This is a genomic window from Marinobacter sp. Arc7-DN-1 (assembly GCF_003441595.1).
Taxonomy (GTDB): domain Bacteria; phylum Pseudomonadota; class Gammaproteobacteria; order Pseudomonadales; family Oleiphilaceae; genus Marinobacter; species Marinobacter metalliresistant.
In genome coordinates this window covers 3,543,893-3,561,656 of sequence record NZ_CP031848.1, presented here as the reverse complement: position 1 = coordinate 3,561,656, position 17,764 = coordinate 3,543,893, and the positions used below count along the sequence as shown (strand labels likewise).

Sequence of the window (17,764 nt, the reverse complement as noted above, 5' to 3'; positions counted from 1 at the left end):
TTCTCCACCATGTGCCTGATTGCCTTTGCCCTTGGCCAGAACCCTCATTTTCCGCTGGTTGTCGCGGCCAACCGGGATGAATTCTTTCGTCGCCCCACGGCCGCCATGGACTGGTGGACAACCGACACAGGCACCCGGGTGCTCGCCGGCCGGGATCTTCAGTCCGGCGGAACCTGGCTTGCGGTCTCTGCCGAAGGGGACGTCAGCGCTGTCACCAACGTACGCGAAGGTACACCGGAAACCGGCCGTATCAGCCGGGGCGAACTTCCCCTGCGGGCGCTCAACGATTCCAGGCGGCACCTTGAAGGCTACCTGCATCGTAATGCCGATCATTTTTCCGGCTTCAACCTCGTTCACCTGACGCCCCGGGACGGCTGGTATTTCAGCAACCGGGACGCTCATCCCGGCCGGCACATCCACCGGGGCGTTTACGGCCTGAGCAACCATCTTCTGCAGACTCCCTGGCCCAAGCTGGTCCGGCTGCGCCAGGCCGTTGGCGATGCCGTTGCCGCCGCCGGTAACGATGCCGGCAAACTGCACGGCGTGTTGGTTGCGCTGCTTCAGGACACCACGCCGGCCCCGGACCGGCTATTACCCGACACCGGGGTGGGGATTGATACCGAACGCTTCCTCTCGTCCCCCTTTATCGCCGGCTCAGACTACGGCACCCGGGCGACTACTGTGGTCAGTGTCTCCGGCACCGGTGACATCCATGTGACCGAACAGAGCTGGGGGCCTGATGCCGAAACCGGTGAACGCCGTCACTTCCACTGGCAGCGATAGCAAGCAAGCTCTGGTATACTCCGCAAAATTCTGACACCTGATCGGAGGGCCCCTGATGGCCGGTGAACAAGGCGCCACATCCATAGCCGATTTCGAAAAATCCCTTGATGAACTGGAAAAGCTGGTTCGCGATCTGGAGCAGGGAGAGCTGTCCCTTGAGCAATCCCTGACGGCGTTCGAGCGCGGCGTCAGACTGACCCGTGAATGCCAGCAGGCCCTTAAGAGCGCGGAGCAGCGCGTCGAGCAGCTGGTTCAGAACAGCGACGGCAGCCTTGAAACCCACCCCTTCTCTCCGGATGATGCTGACTGATGTCCGGACCGAACCAACTCGCAGCGGACTTTCTCGAAACCTGCCGGGCCCGCGTTGACGCGGCACTCGACCGCTGCCTGGAACAGAAGTCCGCATCCGGTCGGCTGCACGAAGCCATGCGTTACAGCGTACTGGGCGGCGGCAAACGAATCCGGCCCGCCCTGTGCCTGGCCGCGGCAAAGGCTCTGGGCCAGCCCGGTGACCAGGCCCTGATTCCCGCCTGTGCCGTGGAACTGATCCACGCCTATTCACTGATCCATGATGACCTCCCCGCCATGGATAACGACGAGCTCCGGCGCGGGCGCCCCACCACCCACATCGCCTTTGATGAAGCGACTGCCATTCTGGCCGGGGATGCCCTCCAGGCGCTGGCGTTTGGCTGGCTGGCAGAGGCCCCCGGGCTCTCCGAGTCCGCGCGCCTGGCCATGGTGCGGGAACTGGCGGGCGCCAGCGGCCACAGGGGTATGGTCGGCGGCCAGGCGATCGATCTTGAATCCGTTGGTAAAACCCTGACTCTGGCCCAACTGGAGACCATGCACCGGCACAAAACCGGGGCACTGATCGAAGCCAGCGTCCGGATTGGCGCCATCACTGCGCCTTCGGTCAGCGAGCAGGCACTGGCGTCGCTGACCCGCTATGCCAAGGCCCTTGGTCTGGCTTTCCAGGTCCAGGACGACCTGCTGGACATCGAAGGGGACACCCGGGTTATTGGCAAACCCCAGGGCTCTGACGCCGCCCGGGCCAAACCCACCTACCCCGCCCTGCTCGGAGTGGCCGGTGCCCGGGAGCATCTGGCGGCCTTGCTTGAGGACGCCCACCAAAGCCTTCGGGCGTTCGGCCCCGAAGCGGACCCGCTGCGGGCAATGGCCGATTACGTGGTGGCAAGAACCCATTGAACCCCGGCGCCCCGAAGGCGCACACTGACCGTAAATATTTTCGTAACAACTGGCCCGGTTTGTGTGAAACAGCGTCCCCTGTTCCCTTATAATGCCCGTCAGTTACTGAACGTACCGGAAAAGACCCGAGCAGATGCAGGACACTTATATTTTCAAGGAAATCCCGTCACAGCGGCCCAACACTCCGCTGCTGGACCGGACTGATGCACCGGCCCAGTTGCGCGAGCTGGCCCCGGAACAGCTGCCCCAGCTGGCCCGGGAACTCAGGGCGTTTCTGTTGTGGTCAGTGGGCCAGACCGGCGGCCATTTCGGGGCCGGTCTTGGTGTGCTCGAGCTTACCGTAGCCCTTCACTATGTTTTCAATACTCCGATCGACCGCCTGGTCTGGGATGTTGGCCACCAGGCCTACCCCCATAAAATTCTGACCGGCCGGCGTGACGCCATGGCCAGCATCCGGCGCAAAGACGGACTTGCCGGCTTTCCGAAAAGGGCCGAAAGCGAATACGACACCTTCGGCGTGGGCCACTCCAGCACGTCCATCAGTGCCGCGCTTGGCATGGCCATTGCCGCTCGCCTGCAACGCACCGGCCGTAAAAGTATCGCAGTCATTGGCGACGGCGCCATGACCGCTGGCATGGCCTTCGAGGCCCTGAACCATGCCGGCCACCTGCACGCCGACATGCTGGTGATACTGAACGACAATGACATGTCGATTTCCCGCAACGTCGGGGGGCTGTCCAACTACTTTGCCAAGCTGCTGTCCAGCCCCACCTACAACCAGGTTCGCGACAGCAGCAAGAAAGTCCTTCAGGGCGCCCCGCACCTGATGGCCCTCGCGAAAAAGACGGAAGAGCATTTCAAGGGCATGATTGCCCCGGGCACCCTGTTTGAGGAGCTGGGATTCAACTACATCGGCCCCATTGATGGCCATGACCTGCCCCTGCTGGTCGAGACCCTCGAGAACATCCGCGAGCTGGAAGGCCCGCAGTTTCTGCATGTGGTGACGACCAAAGGCAAAGGTTTTGCTCCGGCAGAGGCGGACCCGATAGGTTATCACGCCATCAACAAGATCGAGCCGGTGCCGCCGAGCAAGCCCGAGCCGGTGAAACCAAAGCCCGCGAAGCCCAAGTACGCCAATGTCTTTGGCCAGTGGCTGTGTGACTCCGCTGAGCAGGATGAGCGAGTGGTTGGCATAACGCCTGCCATGTGCGAAGGCTCCGACCTGCTGGCCTTTTCACAGCGGTTCCCGGATCGCTATTTCGATGTTGCGATTGCCGAACAGCACGCCGTCACCCTCGCAGCCGGCCTGGCCTGTGATGGCGCAAAGCCGGTGGTTGCCATCTACTCCACCTTCCTGCAGCGTGCCTACGACCAGTTGATCCATGATGTCGCCATCCAGAATCTGGATGTGCTGCTTGCCATCGATCGCGCCGGCCTGGTGGGCGAGGACGGCCCCACACACGCCGGGGCCTTCGATATCAGCTACCTGCGCTGCATACCGAATATGGTGGTCATGACACCGTCCGATGAGAACGAAACCCGTCAGATGCTGCAGACCGGCATGTTATACGAGGGCCCTGCTTCGGTTCGATACCCGAGGGGAACCGGGCCTGGGGCAGAGATCCAGCAGGAGCTTACGCCACTGGAGATCGGTAAGGGCCGGAGAGTGCGCGCAGGCAAGGGGCTCGCCATCCTCAACTTCGGTACCCTGCTGGCACCGGCACTGGAAGCGGCCGAAGTACTGGGAGCGACGGTGGCGGATATGCGATTCGTGAAACCCCTTGATGAAGAACTGGTGCTTGAGCTTGCAGAGCAGCACCAGCTGCTGGTGACTCTGGAAGAGAACGCCGTTGCCGGTGGTGCCGGCAGCGCGGTCACCGAATTCCTGAACAGCCGTCAGGTATCCATGCCCGTGCTCCAGCTTGGGCTGCCGGACACGTTCATGGACCACGGCAAGCATGGGGAGCTGCTGACGGATTGTGGCCTGGATGCGGGAGGCATCGAAGCATCAATTGCCGCGCGAATGGAAACCCTTCGGCACCAGAATCTGAAAGTCGTCAAATAAACAAACCCTGGCTCCTGAAACGCAAAAAGCCCGCCGACTGTCGCGGGCTTTTTGGTTCCGGTTCACGCCTCGGGGTCGTCGTCCTGGTGTGTTTCCAACCAGTGCCCAAGCTTGCTCTGCTTGGTGTTGAGGTAATGCTCGTTGTGAGGGTTACGGCCAACGTGCAGAGGCACCCGTTCAGCAATAACGATACCGTAAGACGAAAGAGCCTTCACCTTGCGTGGATTGTTGGTCATCAGGCGCAGGCTTGTGATGCCCAGATGCTCCAGCATGTCCTTGCACATGCTGTAATCACGCAGATCGGCGGCGAACCCCAGGCGCTCATTGGCCTCCACCGTATCCGCGCCCTGATCCTGCAGGTGATAGGCACGGATCTTGTTCAAAAGCCCGATCCCCCGGCCCTCCTGGCGCAGATACATCAGGATTCCGCGACCTTCACGGGCAATATTGCGCAGAGCCTCCTCAAGCTGGTAGCCACAGTCGCAACGCATGCTGTAGAGGGCATCACCGGTAAGACACTCGGAGTGAGTGCGGGCAAGCATGGGTTCGTCACTGTCCAGTTCGCCCAGGGTCAGGGCAACATGCTCCTTTCCGGTGTCCGGTTCTTCGAAGCCATGCATATCAAACACCCCGAACGGGGTCGGCAACCGGCAGGTCTGGATGTAACGAACAGCCACAGTGGTTCCTCGTGGTTCAGTCATTGGGGCCGCGCATTCTATCACGGGCCCGCCTGCTTGGCGTAGTCCCTGCACTGCAGCGCCTCTGGCATGTGCTCAGCAGCGAACACTTACGAGTTCGACGACTGGCCAGACCAGGACTTGTCGGCCACCCAGTGACCACTCCGGCCACCTTTCTTCTCCAGCAGGCGGACAGAAGCGATTTCCATGCCCCGGTCGACAGCCTTGCACATGTCGTAAAGAGTCAATGCTGCAACGCTTGCGGCGGTCAGCGCTTCCATCTCGACACCGGTCTGGCCGGACAGCTTGCAGCGGGTAAGAATGTGTACCGAAGCACCATCTTCACCAGGCGTCAGCTCTACCTTGACCGAGGTAAGATTGAGGGCGTGACACAGGGGAATCAGATCGTGAGTTTTCTTTGCAGCCATGATCCCGGCAATACGGGCCACGGCCAGGACATCCCCCTTGGGGTGCTCCCCATCCACAATCATGTTCAGGGTCTCCGGCGCCATTCGAATGGTTGCTTCGGCGCGAGCCTCCCGTTCGGTGGCGGCCTTGTCGGTCACATCCACCATTCGGGCTTCGCCCTTGTCGTCAAGATGCGTCAGTTTACTCACAGAATCTCCCGGAACCGGTTGTGCCAGATAATAAAAAATACGGGGGCTGACAGCATAACAGAGATCACAATGGCCGCCGCTGATAATGGTCAGTTTTCCGGCCACCAGAAGCGGATACCGGCGATCCCCTGACCACCCCGTTGCCGGGCCTCGGACAGGTCCGCAAGGCCGAGCCCTCCCAGCCCATAAACGGGAAGCGGCGCCCCGGAGACCAGGGCTCCGAACGCTTCCCAGCCCATGGCCAGCTGTCCTGGATGGCTTCGGGTTGGCTTGACAGGCCCGAGCGTGACGTAGTCCGCGCCAATGGCGACAGCATGGTCAATCTCCATCGCATCATGGCAGGAAACACCCAGCCACGCATCCGCCGGAACCGGCCTCTCCACTTGTTTGATCGCTTCACGCCATGGCAGATGCAGACCACGGGCACCAGGCGTGCCATCAAAGAACCCGGGGGCGCCGTGCACGATCAGACCGGTGCTGGCCGCTTCACACACCGGCACCGCCGCTGCCGCAAGCTGACGATAATCCGGCCCGGTCATGGCCGGAGCACGGAGCACCACCAGCGACTGCGGGACATCAGCCAATCCTGACCGAAGACGCTCGATGGCCTGATCAGCACTGGCGGCTGTTCCGGTAATCGCCAACTGCCGGGGCAACCGCAATGCCCGGATAATAGGCCGGTTGGCAGCCGGGAAATCCTGATCCCGAAGCCGATCGGGGCCAAGCCATTCTACTGGCTGGCCCTCACGGCCCTCAGGTTCGCCTTCAGCGGCTCTGGTCGCCCACACATCGAGGAAAACTTGCTTATCACCATAGTCATGGCGAATACCAATGACCGGCTCCAGAGAGGCCTCAGGCACTCTGAGGCCGGTTTCCTCGGCAATCTCGCGCACCAGTGCCGCCTGAACACTTTCACCCGGCTCCACCTTGCCACCAGGGAACTCAAGCAAGCCCCCCTGATGCACATGGTCTGGCCGGCGGGCAATGAGCACCTGGCCATTGCGGACAATAACCGCCACGGCGACATGGATTTCTTTCACCAGGGGTTTCGCTGATGTCATGTTCAGGTACGGTACTCGGCGTTGATCGTGACATAATCGTGGGAGAAGTCGCAGGTCCAGACGGTTTCCCGCACTTCACCTCGCTTGAGATCAATGGCAATGGTGATCTCTTCCCGGTCCATCACCGCCTGGCCCCGGGCTTCCGAGTAATCCTCTGCCCGACCGCCATTGCGCACCAGACAGACATCCCCGAGGTAAATTTCCAGGGCATTAAGATCCAGCCCTTCAACACCAGCGCGCCCCACCGCCGCCAGAATCCGCCCCCAGTTAGGGTCTGAGGCAAACAGGGCGGTTTTCACCAGCGGGGAATGGGCAACGGTATAGGCCACACCCAGCGCTTCCTGCTGACTGGCCGCCCCAATGACGTCAATTGTGACGAATTTGGTAGCACCTTCGCCGTCACGGACGATGGCATGTGCCAGCTCCAGATACACAGTCTCAAGGGCCTCCCTGAGCTTCGCCAGCGATGGGCTGGATCCGGTAATTTCCGGGCCACCGCACTGGCCACTGGCAATCAGCATGCAGGCGTCGTTGGTGGAGGTGTCGCCATCGATGGTAATGCGGTTGAAGGACATCTCTCCCAGTTCGGAGGCGAGAGTCTGCAGAAGCTCCGGCGCAATTCGGGCATCGGTGGCAATAAAGCCAAGCATCGTTGCCATATTGGGGCGAATCATGCCTGCTCCCTTGCTGATCCCGGAAATGGACACAGTGTAGCCATCCAGCTCCACCTGGCAGGACGCGCCCTTGGGTCGGGTGTCGGTCGTCATAATACCGCTGGCAGCTTCGGCCCAGCGGTCTTCAGCTGCAGTCGCCAGGGCTTCGGGAAGCGCACCGACAATCTTCTGAACCGGCAGCGGCTCACCAATGACCCCCGTGGAAAAAGGCAGGATCTCGGCCTCACTGACGCCGGCCTGAGCTGCCAGAGCCTGGCAACAGGCCTTCGCATCCTGCATGCCCCGCGCCCCCGTGCCAGCATTGGCATTACCGGTATTGATCAGCAGGTACCGGGGCGATGCCTCTGTCAGGTGCCTGCGGCTCAGCGTGACGGGTGCGGCACAGAACTGATTCCTGGTGAAGATCCCGGCAACCCGGCTTTCCGGGGCCAGCTCAAACAGAACCACATCCTTTCGCCCCGGCTTCTTGATACCGGCACTGGCAATGCCAAGCCGGACTCCGGCCACCGGATAAAACTCAGGTAAGGTTCCCGGACCTACCGCCATTCTGTTACTCCTTAATATCTAAACCTGCACGAGGGACCATACGGCCAACTCAAAACGAAAAAACCCGCAGCCCGCCAGTTCTTGCTGGCAGATTGCGGGTTCCGGATTCCCGATCAGCTTACTGAATCAGCTGACCTTGCCATGACACTGCTTGTATTTCTTACCGGACCCGCAGGGGCAGGGCTCATTTCGACCTATCTTGCGCTCCTGACGCACGAAGGTGTCGGGCGTCGACTGCCGGGCATCTTCCGCGTCGCCCTCACCCTGGCTCTGTGCGGTGGCACTGGTCTCATCATGGCGCAGGCGGGCGCGGGCCAATTCCTGCTCCAGCTCCTGTTTGCGACGGCGCTCTACTTCTTCCATTTCTTCCCGGCTCTGAACGCGCACATGGCAGAGCACACGGGTCACATCCCGCTTCATGGTATCGAGCATGGCTTCAAACAGGTTGAACGCCTCGCGCTTGTATTCCTGCTTGGGGTTCTTCTGGGCGTAGCCCCGTAAATGGATACCGCGGCGCAGGTGGTCCATGTTGGAAAGATGTTCCTTCCACAGGGTATCGAGCACCTGCAGGAAGACCTGCTTCTCGAACTTGCGCATGGCCTCGGAGCCGGCAATCTCTTCCTTGGCTTCATACGCAGCGACGATCTCGTCCAGAATTTTCTGACGCAGGTTCTCTTCGTACAGTTTGCTGTCTTCTTCCAGCCACTTCTGAACCGGCAGATCGATCGCCATCTCGGACTGAAGCTGGGATTCCAGCCCCGCCACATCCCATTGCTCCGGCATGCTCTGGGGCGGGATGTATTCGCTGATCAGCGAGTCGACCACGTCTTCCCGGATGGTCCTGACCATGTCCGAGATGTCGTCGGAGGACATGACTTCGTTGCGCTGCTCGTAGATAACCGTACGCTGGTCGTTTGCGACGTCATCGTATTCCAGCAGCGTCTTACGCATGTCGAAGTTGCGCCCTTCCACCTTGCGCTGGGACTTCTCGATGGCGTTGGTGACCATCCGGTGCTCAATGGCCTCACCCTTTTTCATGCCCATGGCCTGCATCAGGCTTTTGACCCGGTCAGGCGCGAAGATACGCATGAGGTTGTCTTCCAGGGACAGGAAGAAGCGGGAAGAACCGGGATCGCCCTGACGACCGGCACGGCCTCGCAGCTGGTTATCAATCCGGCGGGACTCGTGACGCTCGGTACCGACGATGTGCAGGCCGCCGGCTTCAAGAACCTGGTTATGGCGCTCCGTCCACTCCGCCTTGATCCGGGCAACCTCTTCTTCGGAAGGGTTGTCCATGGCAGTCACTTCGTGTTCCCAATTACCGCCCAGCACGATGTCCGTGCCACGACCAGCCATGTTGGTGGCGATGGTAACGGCGCCCGGACGCCCCGCCTGAGCAATGATGTGGGCTTCGGATTCATGCTGCTTGGCGTTCAGAATCTTGTGCTCGATCTGCGCCTTCTTGAGCAGCATTGAAAGCAGTTCGGACGCTTCGATGGACGCCGTGCCCACCAGAATCGGGCGGCCCTCGGCGGTGACATCCTTGATCTCGTCGATAATCGCGTGGAACTTTTCTTCCTGGGTGAGATACACCAGATCGTTGTAATCAATCCGCTGGATGGGTTTATTGGGCGGAATGACCACCACATCCAGGCCGTATATCTGGCGGAATTCGAACGCTTCGGTATCGGCCGTACCGGTCATGCCCGCCAGTTTGTCGTAAAGCCGGAAATAGTTCTGGAAAGTGGTAGACGCCAGAGTCTGGCTCTCAGCCTGGATCCTGACACCTTCTTTTGCCTCAACCGCCTGATGCAGGCCTTCACTCCAGCGGCGGCCCGGCATGGTGCGGCCGGTATGCTCATCTACGATGACCACCTGGTCACCCTGGACAATGTAATCCACATCTTTCTGGAACAGGCGATGGGCACGCAGCGCCGAGTGAACATGATGCAGCAGGCTGAGATTGGCAGCGGAATAAAGGCTCTCACCCTCTTTCAGCAGGCCGCGACTTAGTAACAACTCCTCAACCTTCTCGTGACCGGATTCGGTAAGCTCAACCTGGCGGGACTTTTCGTCAATCGTGAAATCGCCACTAGGCTCACCTTCCTCCTCGCTGACCTCTCCTTCTTCGAGACTGGGAATCAGCTCGTTAATAGCCAGGTAAAGCTTCGAGCTGTCCTCAGCGGCACCGGAAATGATCAGCGGTGTACGGGCCTCATCGATAAGAATCGAATCCACTTCGTCCACGATGGCGTAGTTCAGCCCTCTCTGAACCTTGTCTTCGGTGCTGAAAGCCATATTGTCGCGCAGATAGTCGAAGCCGAATTCGTTATTGGTGCCGTAGGTTATGTCCGCCTGGTAGGCAGCCCGCTTCTCTTCAGGCGGCTGACCGGAAGCCACTACCCCTACCTGCATTCCGAGAAAGCGATAGATCTTACCCATCCAGTCGGCATCACGACGGGCCAGGTAATCGTTCACTGTAACGACATGCACACCCTTACCAGACAGCGCATTAAGATAGACCGAAGCGGTCGCAACCAGGGTCTTGCCTTCACCGGTTTTCATTTCCGCGATTCGGCCTTCGTGCAGGGTGATCGCACCGATCAGCTGAACGTCGTAATGACGCATGCCCATAACCCGGCGGCCAGCCTCCCTTACCGTCGCAAACGCTTCCGGCAACAGGGCATCCAGGGATTCGCCTTCATCGATCCGCCGGCGGAACTCCGCTGTCTTGCCTTGCAACTCGGAGTCAGACAGATTGCCATATTGCTCTTCAAGCTCATTGATACGCAAGACCGGTTTGCGCATTCTCTTGATTTCTCTGGCGTTTTTACTGCCGAACATCTTGGTTGCAAGCTTTGTGAACATAGACCACTGCTTCTTTGATTAAACGGAGGAAGCCGGCATTCTAACCTTATTTTGTAACAGGACAAAAGACAGGGTGCACACGAGCAAAATAAGGCTGCGGCGAAACACCGGATTCCGGGATATAAACCTGGCTGACCACCGAATGGCGGAGGAGAATCAAAAGCTAACGGCGAGCCAGGAAATGACTAACGGCTCGCACGTTTGATGTAAGTTTCCGGATTCTCTGACTTTCCGTTCCGGAGTACTTCAAAATGGACATGCGGGCCAGTGGAGCGCCCGGTACTGCCCATCAGAGCCACAACCTGGCCTTTCTGAACAACATCACCCACCTGAACCTTGACGGTTTTGCAGTGAGCGTACCGGGAAACAAGACCGTCGCCATGGTCAATTTCAACCAGATTGCCATAGCCGTAGCGCTCGCCGGCATAGGTCACGACGCCACCGGCAACCGAAATAATGTTGCTGCCGTCCTTGCCGGCAAGATCAACCCCGGCATGCCATGTACGTTTGCCGGTGAAAGGATCAGAGCGGTAACCATAGCGTGAGGACAGCCAGCCCCACGTGATAGGTCGGCCCTCAAGGTAGAGCTCATCTTCGAGCTTCTGCCGGGAAGCCACCTGATCCAGCAGACGCAGCTGCTGCTCCCGGTCTTCAATCCGCCGCTCCATTTCCTCGATCATGCGAGTGAGCTCGGGCGCAGAGAAAGAATCGCCGGACACCCCATCTTCCGGACCACCTACCGCAGCCGGCTGATCGAAATCGAATTCGTCGCTCGCGACCAGGCCGGACTCCACGAACCGTTGCCCCAGGGCATCCAGTCGCAACAGGCGCCCCTGAATTTCACCCAGGCGAAGTGTCAGCGCGTCCACCTGCTGCTGGACATTTTCCTCGATTCCAGCCAGCTCCGCCTTCTGTTGTGCCAACCTTTGCTGCCAGCCTGCCACCAGCTCCGAGTTACTAGGTTCTCTCGCCTCAGCTCGCTGGACGGCCACCTCATAGCCGGCCCAGCCGGCGACCACGAGCATTGAGAGCACCGAAAAGAGCAGGCCGACGGCAAGAGTACCGTTGATCGCCAACACACGGGACTTTCCGTGGTGTTTGCCAACAAGAATAATATTCATATCATCTTCTGGTTTCATCGTTGAGCCGCAACCGCATCCTGTAGCGTTGCGCCCCGGAAAAATTCCGAGTGGGCCTGCCATCCTCTGGCAACAGCTACATACTGAAAAAATTGCAGCGCCCGGTAGACATACTCATTTACCACAATGTAAAACGAGTGTAATACAGGCACTACGCATAAACCGTGCCGAAGTGTAACCAATCGTAATCAGAGCCGTCGAGTAAAAACGCGCCCATGAAACGAAAAAGTGAGCAAAAAATGACCTTCGACAAGCTCGGCAAGACCCCGGTACTCAAGGATCTTGTGGCACGGGCGGAACTTCACCGTCAGGCCGAGGAGCATGTTCTGGCCGCCGTTCCGGGAGACCTGGTCAAGGGCACACGCTTTATAAGCTGCAAGGAAGGTGAACTGGTTCTTTCTGCGGAGACCGCCGGCAAGGCCAGCCAGATTCGCTTCCGCCAGCACGAAATCATGGAAAAACTGCGAGAGAACGAGCTGTTCCGGTTTGTCTGGAAACTGAAGGTTAAAGTCGCGCCGCCAAGGTTCCGGGAGAAGCCCGCGTTTAAAAAGGCACCCTTAAGTAAGGAAAATGCCCGGCTCCTCAAAGAGGAGGCCGGGCACACGAAGGATAAAGCACTACGCGAGGTTCTCGAAAAACTCGCAAGCCACGTCCGGGATTAAAGCGTCCTGCTTTAAGCCTGGGCTGCCAGCGCGGGCTTCATGTAGGAAATCGGCGCAGTGGCTTCGTCGTCAAACGTAACCACTTCCCATGCATCTTCCTCAGCCCGGAGCTTACGCAGCAACTTGTTGTTCAGATCGTGACCGGACTTTACGCCGCGGAACTCACCAATCAGGCTGTTGCCCAGCAGGTACAGGTCGCCAATTGCGTCCAGCACCTTGTGCTTGACGAACTCGTCATCATAGCGAAGACCGTCTTCGTTCAGAATCTTGTAGTCGTCAACCACAATGGCGTTATCCACGCTGCCACCGAGCGCCAGGTTCATGGCACGCAGCTTCTCGATGTCGCGCATGAAACCAAAGGTCCGTGCGCGGCTGACTTCCTTCACGAAGGACGTGCTCGAGAAGTCGACCGTGGCAGTCTGGGCACGACCCTTGAAGACCGGGTGATCGAAATCGATCCCGAAACTTACCTTGAAGCCTTCGAACGGCAGGAAGGTAGCTTTCTTGTCGCCCTCTTCAATGGTCACTTCACGCTTGATGCGGATAAAGCGCTTGGCAGCCTCCTGCTCGGCAATACCGGCAGATTGCAGCAGAAACACGAAGGGACCGGCAGAGCCGTCCATGATCGGCACTTCTGCAGCACTGAGCTCCACAAAGCAGTTATCAATACCGAGACCAGCCATGGCGGAGAGCAGATGCTCGACAGTCGCCACACGGACACCGTCTTTTACCAGCGTCGTGGACAGCATGGTCTCACCCACATTTTCCGCACAGGCACGGATCTCGACCATCGGGTCCAGATCAGAACGGCGGAAGATGATGCCTGAATCCACCGGGGCAGGCTTCAGGGTCAGATATACTTTCTCACCCGAGTGCAAGCCAACACCGGTGGCACGGATGGTGTTTTTGAGTGTCCGTTGTTTGATCATCGGTACATAATTCCGTCACAAAAAGGCGATATTCTAGGCAAAATTCTGCCCGGAGAATACCAGAAAATAAGACTGAATACCATTTAACCAATCAGTCCCCGCCAAACGTTCATCGGGCGCCGGCCCAAGGCACTCAGCGCACGTATTTACCGGCTTCGAGGTTCCGTTTTTTTCGCACGCAGACCGGAACCGGATCACAATTCCAACAGACTATCAGTCCGCCTGCCGGCGAAGGAATGCGGGAATATCGAGATAGTCAACGCCCTGTTCCGCGCTCTCTTTGCTCTGGTCAATGGCCACATTTCCATGGGAAACGGCCCGACGGCGCAGAACGGCGGGGCGGTCCAACTGGTTGTAATCGGTTTTCCCATCCAGGGTGCGGGTATTGTCCACAACCTTGGCCGGCTTCTCGCGGTCGCCGCCAAGCCCGGTCGCAACGACGGTCACTTTCAGTTCGTCGGTCATTTCCGGATCAATGACGGTACCCACTACGACAGTAGCCGAGTCAGAAGCAAACTCACGCACGATGTCGCCAACCTCGGAGAATTCGCCCAGATTCAGGTCCATACCGGCGGTAATGTTTACCAGGATACCCTTGGCGCCCTGCAGGTTGATGTCTTCCAGCAGCGGGCTGCGGATGGCCGCTTCGGCAGCTTCCCGTGCGCGGTTTTCGCCGGTGGCCCGGGCCGTACCCATCATTGCCATACCCATTTCGGACATGACCGTTTTTACGTCGGCAAAGTCAACGTTGATCATACCGTTGCGGGTGATCAGATCCGCGATCCCCTGAACAGCGCCCAGCAGCACATCATTTGCCGCGGCAAACGCATCCAACAGGCTGGTTTTCTTGCCCATCACCGCCAGCAGCTTTTCGTTGGGGATGGTGATCAGGGAGTCGACGCTCTCCTCAAGTTCCTTCAGGCCGGATTCGGCAACGCTCATGCGCTTGCCACCCTCGAACAGGAATGGCTTGGTAACCACGGCAACGGTAAGGATGCCAAGTTCACGGGCCACTTCCGCCACAATCGGCGCTGCACCGGTGCCGGTACCACCGCCCATGCCAGCGGTGATGAACACCATATCAGCGCCCTTGATCGCCTCGGCAATGCGATCCCTGTCTTCCAGGGCGGATTGACGGCCCACCTCAGGATTGGCGCCGGCACCCAGACCTTTGGTGATGTTGCCCCCCAACTGGATGATCTGGCGAGCGTCCATGTCGGTCAGCGCCTGCGCATCGGTATTGGCGCAGATAAATTCGACACCTTCGATGTCGCTGTTGAGCATGTGGCGCACGGCATTGCCGCCACCTCCGCCAACACCGACGACTTTAATGACAGCGTTCTGCTGGACATTATCGACGAGTTCAAACATTTCCCCTACTCCTTCGTGCTGTTTTCAGCCCTGTTCCGGACTGTTTGTTCGAGATTGTGTTTTCGAGATACCTTCGTGTACTGCCACCCGGCGCCGTCAGAAATGACCGGTGAACCAGGCTTTCATGCGCTCAAACAGCGAGGGTGCATCTTCACCCTTGAGCACCGGCGTCCGCCCCAGATCCATCTGGCGGAAACCATGAATCAACAACCCCACGCCGGTGGCGTAGATCGGATTGTTGACCACTTCCGTCATGCCGGAGACTGCCTGCGGACAGGCCAGCCTTACCGGCATGTGGAAGATCTCTTCGGCCAGCTCCACCACGCCTTCCATGGTGGAAGAACCGCCGGTAATCACGATGCCCGCCGGAATCAGGTCCTCGAACCCGGACCGGCGCAATTCGGACTGCACCAGTGTGAACAGCTCCTCGTAACGGGGCTCCACGACCTCGGCCAGAGCCTGCCGCGAGAGATCCCGCGGAGCGCGATCCCCGACGCTGGGCACCTTGATGGTTTCATCGGCGCCGGCCAGTTGGGTCAGCGCGCAGGCATACTTGATCTTGATTTCTTCGGCATTCTGGGTCGGTGTCCGCAGTGCCATGGCGATATCGTTGGTCACCTGATCGCCGGCGATCGGGATCACCGCGGTATGACGAATCGCACCACCGGTGAACACGGCGATGTCGGTGGTTCCGCCACCGATGTCCACCACACAGACGCCCAGTTCCTTTTCATCTTCGGTGAGAATGGCGTGACTGGACGCCAGCTGCTCCAGGATGATGTCATCCACCTCAAGGCCACAGCGCTTCACGCATTTCTCGATATTCTGGGCGGCGTTAACCGCGCAGGTCACCAGATGAACCTTCGCCTCCAGCCGCACACCGGACATGCCCATCGGCTCCTTGATGCCTTCCTGACTGTCAATCACAAATTCCTGGGGCAGAATGTGCAGGATCTTCTGATCTGCCGGAATCGCAACCGCCTGGGCGGCATCAATTACCCGGTCGATATCGGCCTGGGTGACTTCCCGGTCACGGATGGCAACAATCCCGTGGGAGTTCAGGCTCTTGATGTGGCTACCGGCGATACCTGCGTATACCGAATGAATGCGACACCCTGCCATCAACTCTGCCTCTTCCACGGCGCGCTGAATCGCCTGGACAGTGGTTTCAATGTTTACCACCACCCCGCGCTTGAGGCCCCTGGAAGGATGCGAGCCAATGCCCACCACTTCGATGGTGCCGTCCATCTTGCGCTTGCCGACAATCGCAACCACTTTCGAAGTTCCGATGTCGAGGCCGACAATCATGTTTTCCGTTTCAACCGATGACATGTGTTCCACCAAACCGTAGGTCTGTATTAACCGTTGCTATGATTTTGGGCCGGAAGCTGCCACAGCAGCCTTCCACTTGACCGCCACACCATTGGTGTAACGGGCATCCACCCGACTGACTTCGTCCGACCGTGCCGCCAGCCGGTTTTCATAAACCGTGATAAACCGTTCAAATCGCTGTTTCACCTGATCCCGACCAAGCACCACTTCGATGCCGTTGGCCAGCTGCAGGGTCCAGGCGCCCCGATGTTCCAGGGACAAACCCGCAAAACCCAGTCCCCGGGCAACCAGCTTTTCGCTCATGGTCCGCGCCATGTCGATCACATCACGCACCCGTTCATCCGGTCCCGCCAGCCGGGGTAACCTGCCCGCCACTTCCGGGTTGGATGGCGCAAACAGTTCACCGGTCCGGCTTACCAGGCGCCCGTCGGTCCAGTAGGCCAACGGCTTCTTTTCCCGGATATCAATCACCAGGCGATCTGGCCAGACCCGCTGCACGGCAGCGGATTCAACCCAGGGCCGACGCTCCAGGCTGGCCTTGATGTCGGACAGATCCGTGGCGAAATAGCTCTTGCCAATCCAGTTGCCGGCCGCACGCTCGATTGCAATCCGGCTATCGCCGATAAAATCCCCTTTCACATCCACCGCCAGGATCTGCTGATCCATGGCGCCCAATACCTTGCCGGTTCCCCAGGGCACCAGAGCGGCAAGCAGAACAATCACCGCGCCCATACCCACCTGAAGCCAGGGCACCGCTGCCAGAACACCTCTCAACACGCCAAACCGGTCCCGCTCAGTCCCGAGGGAGGTTGCCCCCCGGCGCCGCGGGGGCTCGGACGGTGTAGCCCGGCTCCGGATCAGCAGTGTCTCAAGCATCGGCGACCTCCAGTGTGTCCCTGAGAATCCTTACCACCAGCTCTTCAAAGCTGATGCCCGCCGCCTTGGCCGCCATAGGTACGAGACTGTGATCAGTCATTCCCGGCACGGTATTGACTTCCAGCAGCCAGAACTTGCCGTCGCTGTCCTGCATGATGTCAACCCGGCCCCAGGTCCGGCAGCCGACAACCCGGAACGCATCCAGTGCCAGGTGCTGAAGCCGCACTTCATCCTCAGGTGCCAGACCGCAGGGAATCCGGTAGCGGGTGTCGTCCGCCAGGTACTTGGCGTCGTAGTCGTAGAACACGTGGTCCGTGCTCAGCCCGATCGCCGGAAGCGCCTGGTCCTGCAGCAGACTGACAGTAAACTCCGGCCCTTCAATCCACTCTTCCACCAATACCAGACTGTCCAGCGCCGCAGCCGCTTCGTAGGCTTCGGCCAGCTCGGCTGCGGTGTAAACCTTACGGATACCGATGCTGGAACCTTCCCGGGAAGGCTTCACACTCAACGGAGCCCGCAATTCGCCAATGATCTGGTCGGCCTGGGCAACATCGGACATGGTCCGGAATTTCGGAGTCGGCAGACCGCAGCCCTCGAACACGTACTTGGTTCTCAACTTGTCCATGGCCAGGGCCGAGGCCAGCATTTCGCTACCGGTGTAGGGAATACCCGCCTGAGACAGGATGGCCTGAAGCGTACCGTCCTCACCGCCACGGCCATGCAGGGCAATGAACACCCGGTCAAACTCCGGGCTGTCCACGGTTCTCAACAGGCAGCCCCGGACATCCACTGCGTAGGCATCCACGCCGGCCGACACCAGTGCCGCCAGTACCGCCTTTCCGCTTTTCAGGGATACCTCCCGCTCTGCGGAATCACCGCCCATAAAAACGGCCACGCGTCCGAGAGCCCGCACGAGGTCGGGGTCGGCCTGATAGGCCTGTGGTTCCGCATGATGCAT

16 protein-coding genes are annotated in these 17,764 nt (G+C 59.4%); 5 read left to right on the top strand and 11 right to left on the bottom strand.

The features are described 5' to 3' along the window. Positions 1-9 precede the first annotated feature (9 nt). The 4 genes from D0851_RS16725 to dxs all read left to right on the top strand — a co-directional run bounded on the left by D0851_RS16725 (position 10) and on the right by dxs (position 4,054). The gene (locus D0851_RS16725) at positions 10-783 is read left to right on the top strand and encodes an NRDE family protein (protein ID WP_117619641.1); all 774 of its coding nucleotides are present in this window, start codon (positions 10-12) and stop codon (positions 781-783) included. Between the two features lie 55 nt (positions 784-838). Next, positions 839-1,093, top strand: a complete 255-nt coding sequence (locus D0851_RS16720; RefSeq protein WP_117619640.1) for an exodeoxyribonuclease VII small subunit — start codon at positions 839-841, stop codon at positions 1,091-1,093. Beyond that, positions 1,093-1,989 carry a polyprenyl synthetase family protein gene (locus D0851_RS16715; RefSeq protein WP_117619639.1) on the top strand — a complete coding sequence of 299 codons (897 nt, stop codon included), beginning with the start codon at positions 1,093-1,095 and terminating at the stop codon, positions 1,987-1,989. Before D0851_RS16720 ends, D0851_RS16715 begins: the two co-directional genes overlap by 1 nt. Before the next feature lie 133 nt (positions 1,990-2,122). Continuing rightward, positions 2,123-4,054: a 1-deoxy-D-xylulose-5-phosphate synthase gene (gene dxs / locus D0851_RS16710; protein WP_117619638.1), complete on the top strand. Its 1,932-nt coding sequence runs from the start codon at positions 2,123-2,125 to the stop codon at positions 4,052-4,054. Between the two features lie 62 nt (positions 4,055-4,116). Here dxs and ribA read toward each other — a convergent pair whose 3' ends face one another. The 6 genes from ribA to D0851_RS16680 form a co-directional block, all read right to left on the bottom strand. Beyond that, positions 4,117-4,731 (bottom strand): GTP cyclohydrolase II, encoded by a 615-nt coding sequence (gene ribA / locus D0851_RS16705; protein ID WP_117619637.1) that lies wholly within the window; start codon positions 4,729-4,731, stop codon positions 4,117-4,119. Between the two features lie 110 nt (positions 4,732-4,841). Continuing rightward, positions 4,842-5,348 carry a cyclic pyranopterin monophosphate synthase MoaC gene (moaC, locus tag D0851_RS16700; RefSeq protein ID WP_117620442.1) on the bottom strand — a complete coding sequence of 169 codons (507 nt, stop codon included), beginning with the start codon at positions 5,346-5,348 and terminating at the stop codon, positions 4,842-4,844. A gap of 89 nt (positions 5,349-5,437) precedes the next feature. Then, on the bottom strand, positions 5,438-6,409 hold the full coding sequence (locus D0851_RS16695) for a Nudix family hydrolase (RefSeq protein ID WP_117619636.1): 972 nt from the start codon (positions 6,407-6,409) through the stop codon (positions 5,438-5,440). A gap of 2 nt (positions 6,410-6,411) precedes the next feature. Continuing rightward, entirely contained in the window at positions 6,412-7,629 is a 1,218-nt protein-coding gene (gene argJ / locus D0851_RS16690; protein WP_117619635.1) for a bifunctional glutamate N-acetyltransferase/amino-acid acetyltransferase ArgJ, read from the bottom strand. A gap of 126 nt (positions 7,630-7,755) precedes the next feature. After that, positions 7,756-10,497: a preprotein translocase subunit SecA gene (secA, locus tag D0851_RS16685; RefSeq protein WP_117619634.1), complete on the bottom strand. Its 2,742-nt coding sequence runs from the start codon at positions 10,495-10,497 to the stop codon at positions 7,756-7,758. Positions 10,498-10,682: 185 nt separating this feature from the next. Further along, positions 10,683-11,636, bottom strand: a complete 954-nt coding sequence (locus tag D0851_RS16680; RefSeq protein WP_117619633.1) for a M23 family metallopeptidase — start codon at positions 11,634-11,636, stop codon at positions 10,683-10,685. A gap of 215 nt (positions 11,637-11,851) precedes the next feature. Here D0851_RS16680 and D0851_RS16675 point away from each other — a divergent pair, with 215 nt between their 5' ends. Further along, complete coding sequence (locus D0851_RS16675; protein ID WP_117619632.1) at positions 11,852-12,298, top strand: DciA family protein; 447 nt, start codon at positions 11,852-11,854, stop codon at positions 12,296-12,298. 11 nt (positions 12,299-12,309) lie between these two features. On the opposite strand, the gene lpxC is transcribed toward D0851_RS16675, so the two are convergent. From lpxC to D0851_RS16645, 5 genes are all read right to left on the bottom strand, one after another. Beyond that, positions 12,310-13,227: a UDP-3-O-acyl-N-acetylglucosamine deacetylase gene (gene lpxC, locus D0851_RS16670; protein WP_099619445.1), complete on the bottom strand. Its 918-nt coding sequence runs from the start codon at positions 13,225-13,227 to the stop codon at positions 12,310-12,312. Positions 13,228-13,440: 213 nt separating this feature from the next. After that, complete coding sequence (gene ftsZ / locus D0851_RS16665) at positions 13,441-14,598, bottom strand: cell division protein FtsZ (protein WP_117619631.1); 1,158 nt, start codon at positions 14,596-14,598, stop codon at positions 13,441-13,443. Positions 14,599-14,694: 96 nt separating this feature from the next. Continuing rightward, on the bottom strand, positions 14,695-15,930 hold the full coding sequence (ftsA, locus tag D0851_RS16655; RefSeq protein WP_099619447.1) for a cell division protein FtsA: 1,236 nt from the start codon (positions 15,928-15,930) through the stop codon (positions 14,695-14,697). Positions 15,931-15,966: 36 nt separating this feature from the next. Continuing rightward, positions 15,967-16,806, bottom strand: coding sequence for a cell division protein FtsQ/DivIB (locus tag D0851_RS16650; RefSeq protein WP_117619630.1), 840 nt, complete (start codon positions 16,804-16,806; stop codon positions 15,967-15,969). Further along, positions 16,799-17,764: a D-alanine--D-alanine ligase gene (locus tag D0851_RS16645; RefSeq protein ID WP_205422351.1), complete on the bottom strand. Its 966-nt coding sequence runs from the start codon at positions 17,762-17,764 to the stop codon at positions 16,799-16,801. Before D0851_RS16645 ends, D0851_RS16650 begins: the two co-directional genes overlap by 8 nt.